13 protein-coding genes and 1 riboswitch are annotated in these 12,885 nt (G+C 57.0%); of the genes, 7 read left to right on the plus strand and 6 right to left on the minus strand.

Features of this window, described 5'->3' with window-relative positions; all coding sequences use genetic code 11:
• Positions 1-28: 28 nt before the first annotated feature.
• A complete protein-coding gene (locus ACQ4N7_RS16260; RefSeq protein WP_430712551.1) occupies positions 29-1,477 on the minus strand; it encodes a glycosyltransferase in 1,449 nt (482 codons plus the stop codon).
• 19 nt (positions 1,478-1,496) lie between these two features.
• Positions 1,497-2,945 carry an acyltransferase family protein gene (locus tag ACQ4N7_RS16265; RefSeq protein WP_430712552.1) on the minus strand — a complete coding sequence of 483 codons (1,449 nt, stop codon included), beginning with the start codon at positions 2,943-2,945 and terminating at the stop codon, positions 1,497-1,499.
• A 470-nt stretch (positions 2,946-3,415) separates the two neighbouring features.
• On the opposite strand from ACQ4N7_RS16265, the gene ACQ4N7_RS16270 reads away from it, so the two are divergent.
• Positions 3,416-4,780: a GH1 family beta-glucosidase gene (locus ACQ4N7_RS16270; RefSeq protein ID WP_430712553.1), complete on the plus strand. Its 1,365-nt coding sequence runs from the start codon at positions 3,416-3,418 to the stop codon at positions 4,778-4,780.
• A gap of 46 nt (positions 4,781-4,826) precedes the next feature.
• On the opposite strand, the gene ACQ4N7_RS16275 is transcribed toward ACQ4N7_RS16270, so the two are convergent.
• Positions 4,827-5,417 carry a hypothetical protein gene (locus ACQ4N7_RS16275; RefSeq protein WP_430712554.1) on the minus strand — a complete coding sequence of 197 codons (591 nt, stop codon included), beginning with the start codon at positions 5,415-5,417 and terminating at the stop codon, positions 4,827-4,829.
• Between the two features lie 134 nt (positions 5,418-5,551).
• Here ACQ4N7_RS16275 and ACQ4N7_RS16280 point away from each other — a divergent pair, with 134 nt between their 5' ends.
• Positions 5,552-7,114 carry an endo-1,4-beta-xylanase gene (locus ACQ4N7_RS16280; RefSeq protein WP_430712555.1) on the plus strand — a complete coding sequence of 521 codons (1,563 nt, stop codon included), beginning with the start codon at positions 5,552-5,554 and terminating at the stop codon, positions 7,112-7,114.
• Between the two features lie 133 nt (positions 7,115-7,247).
• Here the strand turns inward: ACQ4N7_RS16280 and ACQ4N7_RS16285 are convergent, their stop codons facing one another.
• Both ACQ4N7_RS16285 and ACQ4N7_RS16290 read right to left on the minus strand, forming a co-directional pair.
• Positions 7,248-8,237, minus strand: coding sequence for a glutathione S-transferase family protein (locus ACQ4N7_RS16285; RefSeq protein ID WP_430712556.1), 990 nt, complete (start codon positions 8,235-8,237; stop codon positions 7,248-7,250).
• A 189-nt stretch (positions 8,238-8,426) separates the two neighbouring features.
• Positions 8,427-8,723, minus strand: a complete 297-nt coding sequence (locus ACQ4N7_RS16290; protein WP_430712557.1) for a hypothetical protein — start codon at positions 8,721-8,723, stop codon at positions 8,427-8,429.
• A 99-nt stretch (positions 8,724-8,822) separates the two neighbouring features.
• On the opposite strand from ACQ4N7_RS16290, the gene ACQ4N7_RS16295 reads away from it, so the two are divergent.
• The 5 genes from ACQ4N7_RS16295 (at position 8,823) to ACQ4N7_RS16315 (ending at position 12,286) form a co-directional block, all read left to right on the plus strand.
• On the plus strand, positions 8,823-9,422 hold the full coding sequence (locus ACQ4N7_RS16295; RefSeq protein WP_430712558.1) for a toll/interleukin-1 receptor domain-containing protein: 600 nt from the start codon (positions 8,823-8,825) through the stop codon (positions 9,420-9,422).
• A 61-nt stretch (positions 9,423-9,483) separates the two neighbouring features.
• Positions 9,484-9,720 carry a hypothetical protein gene (locus ACQ4N7_RS16300; protein WP_430712559.1) on the plus strand — a complete coding sequence of 79 codons (237 nt, stop codon included), beginning with the start codon at positions 9,484-9,486 and terminating at the stop codon, positions 9,718-9,720.
• Positions 9,717-9,980 (plus strand): type II toxin-antitoxin system RelE family toxin, encoded by a 264-nt coding sequence (locus ACQ4N7_RS16305; RefSeq protein ID WP_430712560.1) that lies wholly within the window; start codon positions 9,717-9,719, stop codon positions 9,978-9,980. The genes ACQ4N7_RS16300 and ACQ4N7_RS16305 overlap by 4 nt, the downstream gene beginning before the upstream one ends.
• A gap of 36 nt (positions 9,981-10,016) precedes the next feature.
• A riboswitch (TPP riboswitch) is annotated at positions 10,017-10,113 on the plus strand.
• Positions 10,114-10,235: 122 nt separating this feature from the next.
• Positions 10,236-11,735 (plus strand): sodium:solute symporter family transporter, encoded by a 1,500-nt coding sequence (locus ACQ4N7_RS16310; RefSeq protein ID WP_430712561.1) that lies wholly within the window; start codon positions 10,236-10,238, stop codon positions 11,733-11,735.
• Between the two features lie 227 nt (positions 11,736-11,962).
• Positions 11,963-12,286 (plus strand): GNAT family N-acetyltransferase, encoded by a 324-nt coding sequence (locus ACQ4N7_RS16315; RefSeq protein WP_430712562.1) that lies wholly within the window; start codon positions 11,963-11,965, stop codon positions 12,284-12,286.
• 44 nt (positions 12,287-12,330) lie between these two features.
• Here the strand turns inward: ACQ4N7_RS16315 and ACQ4N7_RS16320 are convergent, their stop codons facing one another.
• Positions 12,331-12,867 (minus strand): hypothetical protein, encoded by a 537-nt coding sequence (locus ACQ4N7_RS16320; RefSeq protein WP_430712563.1) that lies wholly within the window; start codon positions 12,865-12,867, stop codon positions 12,331-12,333.
• Positions 12,868-12,885: the final 18 nt, after the last annotated feature.

Genomic DNA, 12,885 nt, shown 5'->3' on the forward strand with positions numbered 1-12,885 from the left:
AGCAACAAACAGAGGAGGCAAGTGTATGTTAACCCTGCTTGAGCCGGTATCGCGTTTGCGGCTGAGTATCGCGAGGGGTGACCACCCAGGTATTTTCTCCGTTGAGGTAATCGTAGACGGCAACGATAGCGATCGAGTTTTTGAGGGTGATGTAGAAGGGCAAAAACAGCACATGCCTGATGTAGTAGGTCAGGGGGTAGCGTCTGGAGGCAACTTTGGCCGTGGCCAAAATTTGGTAAACCCCGCTAAAGAGCGATAGCCCCCCGGCCATGAGAAAGTAGAGGCGCATGTGGTCTGACACCACACCGGGCACCAGCACAGACGCCAGCAGCACCGGCAAGAGCTGGAGAGAAATGAGGGCGAAAGATTCGCAGTAGTAGAGCAAATAGGTCCAGTAGAGTTTTTGCCAGGGGTTGAAGTGGGGCGATCGCCACAGCCGCCGCTGGTAGAGCAGAGAAACCTCTAGCCACCCGTGAGACCAGCGTTTGCGCTGAAACCAGAAGGTCTTAAGCGAGGCTGGCGCTAGCTCGCTGGTGACGATGCTGCGATCGTGCAGAATGCGGTAGCCGTTGAGCAGCGTTCGCAACGACGCGTCGATATCCTCGGTCAGGCGGCTGGGGTTAAAGCGAATGCGCTTGAGCACGTCCATGCGCCAGTAGCCGTTTGAGCCACCAAAGATGCTGGAGTCGGTTAGAAATGACTTGGCGGCGTGGCTGATGCCGTAGAGCTGCTCAAACTCGATCGCCACGTTTTGGGCCAAAAAATTTTCGTCATAGTTGCGAATTACGTTGCGCCCCTGCACCACGTCGTACCCCTGGGCAATCCAGTGCCACGCTCGCCTGAAGCAGTCAGCGCTGGGGTGGTGGTCGGCATCGAGCACGCAGGCTATTTCTCCGGTGGCTATGTCGAGGGCGGCATTGATATTTTCAGCCTTAGACCGACTGCCCTCGACTCGCAGAATGGTTAGCTCAGGGTGGCGTTTGGCCAGCTGATGTAGCTCGGCCTCAATGGGGAGATCGACAGGTGTGTTGTAGGCCAAAATGATCTCTAACCCACCCGCCGGTCGCTCAATGTGCGACAGCAAATGGCGCAGCGTTTCGACAATAATGCTTTGCTCGTTGGGCAGGTAGGCGGCCACCAAAAACGAGCAGCGCGGCACCGGATCGATCGGGTAGGGGCACTCAGCGCCTCGCACCCCAATCCAGCCTTTGAGCTGATTGAGGGTTTGCTCGGTTGCGTGGCTAAAGTGACGGCGATGGGTGGCAAACCGGCGAAACAGCGCGTTGCTCGATTCGAGCATGATCATCACCGCGTTGAGCAAAAACAGCGTCAGTACAAAGGCGCGTGGACCGACTAACGCCCAGCCGCTGAGCAGCAAATACCCATAAAAAACAGCGGGCAGGCCAATCAGCAGCACGTGGGTAAAGATGACCTTTTGAATTTCGCTAGACCACGACTTCGCCACTTTCTTAACCACTACAGGGCAACTCCTGGCTTCAAACAACGGTTTTAACTGGGGTATAGGAACTGGGGCGAGCGATCGCCTGAGCCTCAACCAGGCTCAGGCTGTTGGCACTGACCCAAAGCGTGCGGCGACCCTCTGAAATTTGGCAGAGATAGGTGTCGCCCTCATCCAGCAGGGTTTCGATCTTGTGCACAATCCAGTCGCGGCTGCCCTGGTAGCTGACGCGATCGCCCACCAGCGGCTTCCAGCTCGTTGTTTCAGCGGTTGGAGACTGCGTCAGCAAATAATCGAGGTCGCGCCACAGCTGTAGGGCGCTGCGCTGCACAAACGGGCGCGCCGCATCGGCAATCATGGCCAACACTAGGGTGCCAACCACCATCAGCGGCAGCGACACCCAGTAGCGCCACAGGCTGTCTTGCACCCATAGATTGATCGTGCGATCGATCACAAAGCCGTGGATTAAGAAATAGCTGTAGCTGTGGGTACCCAGCCGCCCCATCGCGATCGCCAGTCTGGGGATGTTGCAGAGCGATCGCAGCCCCACCACCGCCACCATGACCAGGCCAACGGGCAGCAGCAGGTCGCAGACCACCCAGCCCGCCCGATAAAACTGCGCCCCAAAGCCCAGGGCATACACCAGCAGGCCCACCCAAACCAGCCGCTGGGGCCGCCAACACAAAGGGCCGCGATGATTGCAGTAGGCTGATGCGATCGCCATACCGACGACAAAGGTACTCAGCTTGGCCAAAAACGAGACAAAGGGCAGCCAGTTGTTCGGCGTCTCCAGCATGGAGTAGGTGACGTGCCCGCCGAAGTGGTAGACCGCACCATAGCGATAGAGCAGCGTAATGCCCAGGCTAACAACCAGTAAATTGCGCGTGCCCCAGCGGTTTAACAGGTGCCAGAGCAACGGAGAGATTAGCGCAAAACTAATCACCAGGGGAATGAACCACCAGGGGCCGCTGGTGGCCAACAGCCGCTCGCCGTCAAAGCCAAACAGCAGCGGAAACGTCGCCCCCGCAAAGACATCCCACGGCGATGGCCGATAGCTATTGGTAGCGATCCCGATGAGCCACAGCACCGGATAGGCCAGCCAGGCCACCGTCCAAAACGGCCAGAGAATGCGCAGCAAACGACTTTGAATAAACTCACCTGCGCTGACCGGGTAGGCCCTGCTGCGCAGCGATAGCACCAGCACAAAGCCCGCCAGCAAAATAAAGACATCGACCGCCTGAAAGCCAAACCAAATTGGCCAAGAGACCGCCGCCGCCAGCGCATTCGCGCCGAGAGCAGGACTGGCTTCGGCAATGACTGCTAGGTTATTGCGAATTCCGGTGGGCAGAGGGGTATAGGCATACTCAGTAAATAGCAGCTGAGCGTGGTACAGCAAAATACCCACTGCCGCCAATATTCGAATCCCTTCTAACCAGCTAAGCCGCTGTTTTGACGGGTGAGAATGCATAGAAATTGGTTGAGACATAGGCTGGCGTTCTCAATGAATGTGGTCTCGAAGCACTCCAAAATTCTGCTTAAGCTAGGGTTGCTGGCTAGATTTGGTAGCCTAGGCAACCACCGCCACAGCCTGAAGCACAACTTGGTAAACGATGTGCCGGGCATGCAGACATCAGTTGAATTGAGATGAATTGAGAAAAACCTATTCCTCAAGCAAGCCGCTGTAAATGGAATATTCAGCTCAGAATACATGTAATAAAAATTGAAAAAAATCAACCTTAAGTCATATCTTTTTAACCCGGCGTTACCAATTCGACAGTCGCCAACGAGACGGTTTTTGCTTCTATTGAGTTCCCGAGCGATCGCCCAAAGCCAGAAAATAAACCAGAAATAGGCCCGACTTCTGCCCCCTCCCCATTACAAATAGCGCTGACTCAGGCTTTTCAAAATAGTCCTCTGTTGAGTACCGTGGCAGACGAAGACATGTAGGACAAGGTCATGGTCTACGCATTTCCGCCGGGGTTTCAGTGGGGGGTTGCCACCTCGTCGTACCAGATCGAAGGTGCGGCTGACTCGCGCGGAGTCAGCGTGTGGGATACCTTTAGCCAAACCCCAGGCCGCGTTCTGAATGGCGATACGGGGGCCGTTGCCTGCGACCACCTTCACCGCTACCGCGACGACATTGCCCTGATGGCCGATCTGGGCGTGCGCCACTACCGCTTTAGCATCTCCTGGCCTCGCATTTTGCCGGAGGGGCGCGGCGCGGTGAACCAGGCTGGGCTAGCCTTCTACAGCGAGCTGGTTGATACCCTGCTGGAGTTTGGCATTACCCCCCACGCCACCCTGTTTCACTGGGACAGCCCCCAGGCGCTCGAAGCCGAGTACGGCTCGTGGCGCAGTCGGCAGATGGCGCAGGATTTTGCCGACTATGCGGGGGTAGTGGTAAAAAAGCTGGGCGATCGCGTCACCCACTGGATGACCCTGAACGAAATTTTCTGCTTTACCCACCTGGGCTACGGCGTTGGCCACGTGCCCGAAATGGCCCCCGGCACCGTGGTCAAAACCGCTAAAGAAATCTGGCAAACCTCTCACCACGCGTTGCTGGCCCACGGGCTCGGCTGTCAGGTCATTCGCGCCGCCTCGCCCCAGCCCTGCCAGGTGGCACTGGTCGATAACTACCTCGCCACCGTACCCCTCACCGACACGCCCGAGGATATTGCTGCCGCCCAGGCCGCCTTACCGCTGTCGGGCACCAACGGCGGCATTCTCTACCCGGCGCTAACGGGCGAGTACAGCCCAGAACTGTTGGAAGATCTGGGTGAGAATGCCCCTGATATTCAACCCGGCGACCTGGAGGTAATTCACCAGCCGCTCGATTCGCTGGGCTTCAATGTCTATACCGGGGTCTACGTGCGCGCTGCCGACAATGACCGGGGTTTTGAGCTGCTGCCCTTTCCCCAGGGCTACCCACGCCTGCACATGCCCTGGCTGCATGTGGTGCCCGACAGCCTCTACTGGGGGGTGCGCCACATCAGCGATACGCTGCAACGTCCCGACCTGCGTGTGTTTATCAGCGAAAACGGCTGCGCGGCGCAAGATAAACTCACACCCGCTGGGGAAGTGCTCGATCTCGATCGCATTCAGTACCTGCAACAGTATTTGCGATCGGCCCACCGCGCCGTGCAGGAGGGCTACCCGCTGATGGGTTACTTCCTCTGGAGCTTTTTAGATAACTTTGAGTGGGCTTATGGGCGCGATCGCCGCTTTGGCATCACCTATGTGGACTTTGCCACCCAGCAGCGCATTCCCAAGGCCAGCTACCACTGGTATGCCCGCTGTGTGCAAGAGAATCGGGTGGTTTAGCTACAGTCAGCGATCGCGCTAGCCCGTCCCAATATTGGTGGCGGCTTCAGACTTCGCCCGATCGCGCAACCGTTTGAACTAGCCGTTCGCAGGCTCGATTTAGCGCCCACAGTACCACCACATGAAAGGCCACCACCCCAAACAGCCCCGCAAACAACAGGCCCCGCAGCCAGTACGGAAACACCTGCGGCGGCTCCACACTTTGAAAAATAGCCAGCCCAGTAAACACGGCCCACAGCCCCACAACCCCCTGCAACTGCCGCCGCAGTGGCCAACTCAGCCAGCCCAGCGATCGCCATCCCGTTAAGGTTTCGACCACGGCCAACCCGCTGCTCAGCCAAAACAGGTAGGGAGCCACAAACGTCATCACAATGCCGCCCAGTTCTGTAAAACCACCCTCAAAATCGCCGCCGCCGGTTACTCCTACCAGCATGACGTTAAACCCTCTCGCCACCGCCACTACCGCACGAGCACCCAGAGAGATAGGTGGTTCGCCACCCGCTACAATCTGCCGCAGCAAGATGAGGGCAAACACCACATACCCAGCAATGGTAGTTAGCACCGCCAAGCGCACATAGTTAGCGCCAAAGCGCACTAGCCAGCCCCATAAGTAGCGTTTGACAGCAGTTATCGTCATGAAAAGGCTGTGCCGATTGCGATATCGTTGCCACCCAGACTATCGCACCCTGCCGAAGGCCTCGCGATCGCACTAGGGCAACCTGAAGGCATTACCAGTCCCCAATTGCTCTAGGTTCACTTAGGAAACACCCTATGAAGCGTCGCCCTTTTCTGCGCTACACCGCAACTACGGCCCTCACCGCCTCAGGCCTGGGTTATACCAGCCAGCTTCTCGCCAGCCCACCACCGCTCACCCTGCGTGCCTACTTGCCCAACGGCGACCCCTTACCCGAGTTTGAACTCAACCGCCTCTACTTTCTCGACCTCAACGACGAGCCTATCCCCCACCCCGATCGCACCGTAGCAGACGGCCTTCTCACCTCACAGCCGCCGCCTTTCCCCTTTGCAATCGCCATACAGCTGCCCGTTGAGGGCTTTGGCGATGTCACCCTTTACGCCGACAACCAGGGGCGCGGGTTCACACCGAGCGACTTTCCGCTGGTGCTGAATGGGGCCTTTGCGCGCGATCGCATTTACCGTGTGTCTGCCGCCTGCGATCACTGGCAGCGCCAGGGCTATAGAATGCCTCAGCGGGTGCGCGATCGCCTCAGTCGCGCCCAGGCCTACCTCACCCAGGCCGAGCGATCGGCGGATCTTTCTACCCAAATTCCCCTGTGGAACAACTCACTGGTTGAAAGTCTCTGGGCTGGGGAAGAAGCTGCCCTCAGCCGCGCCGGTCAACGCATTGCCCGCACTCCACCGCGCCAGGGCTTTAAGCTGGGCTGCAACGCTTTTGCCCACCCTGCCCTGGGAACCGACTACGATCGCCACTTTGAGGCCCTATTCACCACCGCCACCGTTCCCTTTTACTGGCAGCCGATGGAGCCAGAGCGCGGTCAGCCCAGCTACAGCGAAGTCGATACCCAGGTCGCCTGGCTGGCGCAGTTCGGCATTGCACCCAAGGGCCACCCCCTGGTGTGGTTTTACGACGGCATCGTGCCCGACTGGGTGAAACCCCTGCCCTATGAAGTAGTCAAAGCCGAGCTACAGCAGCGCATTTTGGCGATCACGCAGCGATACGGCGACCGCATTCCCACCTACGATGTGATTAACGAAGCCCACGGTGCCCCCTGGGCCAACGCCCTGGGCTACGACCAGGCCCAGTTTCTCGACCTGACTCGAATGGCCTGCGAAACGGCCAGAGTCGGCAACCCCAACGTTCAGCGGGTGGTCAATAGCTGCTGTCTGTGGGCGCGCAACGTCGCCCTCTACGGCCCGCCCCAGCGCAGCCCCTACAGCTACCTGCAAGCCTGCCTCGCCGCCGACATCGACTTTGAGGTAATTGGCCTTCAGCTCTACTACCCCGATCAGGATATGTTTGAGATCGATCGCATGCTCGATCGCTTCGTCGCCCTGGGTAAGCCCATCCACATCACCGAAATGGGCTGCTCCTCGGACACTGGCACCGACGAAAACTCGCAGCTGGGCGAGGCCCTGGGCCAGTGGCACGGCCCCTGGAGCGAGGCCGTGCAGGCCGACTGGGTAGAGCAAATCTACACCCTCGCCTACAGCAAACCCGCGATCGAGACCGTGAGCTGGTGGGATCTGTCAGACCAGGCCGTGTTTTGGCCCTTTGGCGGTCTGCTGAATCACCAAAACCAGCCTAAGGCCGCCTACTACCGCCTTCAAGGGCTTAAACAAGCTTGGGGAATTTAGGTTAGGTATAGCCATTGCTAGAACGGTGAGGACATGACCAATACCCTTAACGTGATGGCTATAAGCCGTTGCGCCGTCCCAGTTCTTAGCCCTGACCAGGGTTGACGCCCTAAGCGCAATGGCCATCGCAATACTACCGGGCGCTGCCAGCGGTGAGGCTAAAGCGCTTGGCGCGATCGCTCGGCTCGTCAAAGTCAATAATCGGCCCTTTGGGTACGATCTGGTGCGGGTTCACGTCGGGGTGGCTCATGTAGTAGTGGCGCTTGATGTGATCCATATTGCAGGTGTTTTTGAAGGCGGGCTGCTGATACAGATCGCGCAGATAACCCCACAGGTTCGGGTAGTCAACAATGCGGCGCAGGTTGCACTTGAAGTGCACGTAGTAGACCGCATCAAACCGAAAGAGGGTGGTGAACATGCAGATGTCGGCCTCGGTGAGGCGATCGCCGCACAGGTAGCGCTGCTTGCCCAGCACCTCTTCCCAGTGGTCGAGGGCGTCGAATAGCTCGGTCACCGCTTCTTCATAAGCGCCCTGCTTGGTGGCAAACCCGGCCCGGTACACGCCATTGTTAATCGGCTGATAGATGGCCTTGATAGCGTCGTCGATTTTGTTCTGAAGCTGGTCGGGATATAAGTCAACGTCGGTGGTAGCAATGTCGTTCCACTCGGTGTCGAGCATGCGAATAATTTCGCTCGACTCGTTGTTGACGATGGTTTCGGTCTGCTTATCCCACAGAATGGGCACCGTCACCCGACCTGAAATATCGGGCTTGGCCTTGGTATAGATTTCGCGCAGATACTTCGCCCCGTTCACTGTGTCAGGGATGGAGCCGGGGTAGTCGCTAAAAAACCAGCCATCGTCACCCATATAAGGGTCTACAATTGATAGAGAAATTGCCTCGGTGAGGCCCTTCAGCTCGCGCATGATTAGCGTGCGGTTGGCCCAGGGACAGGCTAAAGACACATACAGGTGATAGCGACCCGCCTCTGGCTTAAAATCGCTGCTGCCGTCGGCCTTGGTCCAGTGGTGAAAGTCGGTTTCGGGCCGCACAAAGCGCCCCTGTTCATCTTCCTGGTCGCGCTTTTGCTGCCACTGGCCGTTGACGAGTAAGCCCAGTCCCATGGGGTCTCCTTTATTTTTCTTCACATTTTGCTATCCTTAGCCTACCGTTTCACGCCCAAACCGTCCTCTGGCTGGCGAAAGAATCCGGTAGGGAGGGCCAAAAGCTGGGGTTGCAGGTCAAAGACCGGCGTTGCATAACAGCGGGATAATGAAGAGAGTGGAGCCTAAATTGCAATTAGCCCGCGATCGCTATTTACCAAACAGCCTGGTTGCACCTTCGACTAAAATCTCGGCTTTGTCCAGCAGACTCCCAAAAATAACCACTGTCGCTGCCGCAATAATCACGGTACGTGAAATGGCCAGGTTGTCTTTCGACAGCTGTAAGAAACGCTCTTCCCATTTGTCGGTACGCTCAACTAATCGCTGAATATCGCTATCGAGCTTTTGCTCTAGGCGATCGACGCTGGCATCTAACCGTTGCTCCAGCCGCTCCAGGCGCTCAAGCACTTCGCTTTGAAAATCTCTGGGTTCTGGCGCTGCGGTCATGGCAAATAGCTCTGCCGGATAGACTGTGTCTCAATCATAACGGCGATCGCAGAGCGCTCCTATCGCATCCTGCCTAAAATCTAAAATCGCCGGATACCCTTGAACAAAGCTCTCTTTGTTGCCAAAGCCTATGTCGTTTTTGTTGACAATAGATGGCTCACTCTTGCCGTGCACGATTTGCTCAATGGGGTAGATTTGGAGGGCACTCGCCAGCCCACCCGCGACATGGAACGCCACAGCCAGGCCCTGCGCCTCTTCTTCAGCTATTCTCACAAAGATGACCTGCTGCGCGAGCAGCTTGAAACTCACCTGAAGTTGCTGCAACGGCAGGGGCTGATTCAACCCTGGCACGATCGCAGAATTCTGCCCGGCGACGATTGGGCGGGCGACATTGACGACAACCTCAACCGGGCCGACATCATTTTGCTGCTGGTAAGTGCCGACTTTATCGCCTCCGACTACTGCTACGACATCGAGATGACCCGCGCCATGGAGCGCCACGAGAGCGGCGAGGCCCGCGTCATTCCAATCATTCTGCGCCCGGTAGACTGGCGGGGGACGCCCTTTAACAAGCTCAGCTGGCTACCGCAGAACGGGGAGCCGGTGGTGCAGTGGGAAAACCGCGATGCGGCCTGGCTGAATGTGGAGACAGGCATTAAGCGGGTGGTCGAGTCGCTGCGGGGCGATCGCAGGCTGTAGGTGCCGATGGCTAATTCGCTACGATGGGAGGGACTTAACTGAACGACTTTCTAGGCAAGCCATGACTACTTTGCCGCTCACCGAATCTGTCAGCTTAGATATTCCGCCGCTGCCGCGTCCGGCGCTGGATGAGCTGTACCACTTTTTGCAGTATTTGCAATTTAAGTACGGTACCGATTTAGAGCCTACCCTGGAGGCGATCGAGGACGAAATCGACGGCTTTGATGCCGACGTAGCCTTGCAAGAATCGGGCGAAATTTCCTTAAATAGCCTCAAGCAAGAGCTTGGCTTACAGTGAGCTACGAAATTCTGCTCAAGCCTGCCGCCCAACGGCAATTGAAGAAGCTGCCAAGGGCTGTACAACACGAATTGATTGCACTCATCGAGCGGTTATCCCAAGACCCCAGACCACCGGGCTGCAAGAAACTCAAGGGACGGCAAAGCCAATACCGAGTACGTTTAGGCGATTACCGGGTGATCTACAGCATTGAGGAGATAGCTTTGGTGGTCAGAATCATCAAGGTCGGGCATCGGCGCGATATTTACGAAGAGCCATAACGAACTGCGATCGCGGCGAACTCCAGTGGTAGGATGCTTACAAGCTAGGGGTGTCCGATCGCATCGGGCTGAGATCATACCCTCGGAACCTGACCTGGTTAATGCCAGCGGAGGAAAGCGTTGATTGAGTTGACGAGCCGGTGCGGGCTCGGCCTCACTGGTAACGTGTTCTACGAGTCGTCTGTTCTGCGGTTTCCTGTTTTCTAGGGCAGCCGCCTCTAGCAACCACCCAACCCTGACGAGGTGAGTTGTTCTATGACGCTAAGTGCAACGGCTGTCGCCGTCACTCTCATTACTGTAGCCAGCTTTACGCTGATTGGGCTGCTTCAGGCCAGCCGCCACGCCATTTCCCTGGAAGACTATATGGTGAGCCGCAACAGTGTGGGCACTCCGATGGCCCTGGCGACGATTGTGGCCTCGGCCATGGGCGCGTGGATTCTGTTTAGCCCACCTGAGGTAGGAGCTACTAGCGGTATCGCCGGAATTGTCGGCTACTGCATCGGGCAGGCGACACCAGCCGCCCTATTTGCCTTCATGGGCACCCGCATGCGGTTTCTGATGCCCAGAGGCCACTCGCTGAATGAATATGTGCTGCACCGCTTTGGCAATGCCATGTACCGGCTAACCCTGGGCATTGTGGTGTTTTACATGTTTGTATACCTGGCGGCGGAGCTGACGGCGATCGCCAAGGCAGTCGAGCTGATGGCGGGCGTGCCGCTCTGGCTTACCGCTCTGCTGGTGATGGCGGCGGTGTTTGCCTACACGCTGGTGGGCGGGCTGGCGGCAACAATCTTTACCGATGCGATTCAGTTTGCGGTGATTGTGCCGCTGCTGCTGCTGAGCTTTGGCATTGCAGTGTTTGCGCTGGGCGGCTGGGGAAATGCGATCGCGCCCGTCACCCAATCTGCACCGGAGCTGCTCACCCTGTCCAATGGCCCCGGCATCAAGTTTGGGGCGACGCTGGTAATTGCGGTGATTGCCGCCGAAATGTTTAACCAGACCAACTGGCAGCGCATCTACGCCTGCAAGACAGATACGGTAGTGCGGCGATCGTTTTTGGGATCCTTTCTGGTGATTTTGCCCATGCTGCTGATTGCCGGGCTGCTGGGCATTTTGGCGATGAACTTTGGCTTCAACGACGATCGCGCCTTTTTCTCGTTGATTCAGGCGCTGGCGCTGCCGGGCTGGGTGAGTATGGCGGTGCTGGTGCTGGTGCTGGCCCTGGTGATGAGCAGCCTGGATTCCCTGCTGAACGGTATCGCCAGCGTGTTTACCACCGACCTGCTGCGAATTTTCCCCAACCGATCCTCCCGCGGTATTCTGCGAATTACCCGACTGCTGACCGTGGTGGTAGGGATTCCAGCGATCGCGATCGCGGCGAAGGGCTACAACGTGCTGTACCTGTTTTTGCTGGCGGATCTAGTCTGCGCCGGGGCGCTGTTTCCGGTGCTGTTTGGCCTCTATTCCAGGCGGCTGACGGGGACGATGGCATTTTGGAGTGCGGTGGCGGCGATCGCAACGGGTGCCCTGTTCTTCCCCCGGCCCGACTTTAGCCCCTGGAATGGTCTGCCCTTTGCGGGCGATCTGCTGGTCAGCTTTGCCGCCCCGATCGTGGTATCGACGCTGGTCTGCTTGGTCTGGATTCAGTTCAATGCCCAGGGCGGCAAGACCGAGGCGTTTGACTTTGGCATTCTCAGCCGTGACATCCGCGCCTACGGCGAGGGGGAGAAAGTACCTCAGCAAGGTGCTGGATAATCTCTGATTCTTGGGTGTTATCCAGCATTTTGACGGATAACACCCACATTACCAGACTTAGCCCTCAATTCTGCTGGATAACACCCTGAAACCCCAAACTTAGCCATCAACAATGATGTTTAATTCCTTAATGTCTAGGTATTTCCTGTGGATCCGTTGGATAATACTGGAAAGTAGGGGCTTATCAAGCCGATCTGACACTTAACTTATAGTTATACCGATTCAAAATGAAGACGAGCAGAAGGCCAAGGCTAGAATCCTTTATATTCAACCAGGAAAATACAGGTAAGGGCTATGCTTCTGAGGCTCTCAAGTTGCTTTGTAAATACCTATTCGAGGCCTTTCAAGTCAACCGCCTCGAGGTTAGGGTCGCCGCTGGAAATGATGGGTCTGAGAAAGTAGCACAAAAATGCGGCTTCAATCTCGAAGGCACACATCGAGAGGCGGCGTATTCCAAGGGGAAGCTATATGACATGCACTGCTATGCGCTTCTTCGCAGAGAGTGGGCTGCTAACAAACAAATGCAGCCGACCGCTGAAAGAGTCAGCTGATTTGGGCGTTAGAATGCTGAGCCTAACCTAGCCTTGGTTAGTCGTTACCACGCCGCCGGTTGGAAGGCCGTATCGTTGGCAATGGCCACCGTATCACCCGTTTGTTTAATCACAAATAGCCCCTGCTGATAGGCATAGCGATCTACACCCTGATCAATTTCAATACCCGCCACCGCACCGTGGATTTGGTAGCCCGTATAGTGGGGAAACGCCTGTCGAAATCGTCCTAAACGGGCTAAAAAATCGTCTACGTCTTGCCGCGAGAGGCGTGATTTGACCTCAACGGCTACGGCGACATCGCCATCCACGGCAAAAATATCGATTTCCATTTCTGCCCCAGGCCGCTGCGACTGCATGCGACGGGAAATTTCTTGTACCTCAATGCCCCGGTCTTGAAACAGGCGAATCACCGCTGGGGCCACTAGGTTCTCGACAAACTGGCCCCAGCGGGTAGTCAGCCCTGCCACCTCACGGCTAGTGTTGGTAGCAACCCGCTCTAATCGCTCCAACCGGCGGTCTGCTTCAGCCTGAGACGCCTGAAAAAGGGCGTAAATATCTGCAATGGTGACTGGGTCTGCCATAGGTTTCGCTCTGCGGGT

The sequence above is a fragment of the Nodosilinea sp. AN01ver1 genome (assembly GCF_050565655.1).
Taxonomy (GTDB): domain Bacteria; phylum Cyanobacteriota; class Cyanobacteriia; order Phormidesmidales; family Phormidesmidaceae; genus Nodosilinea.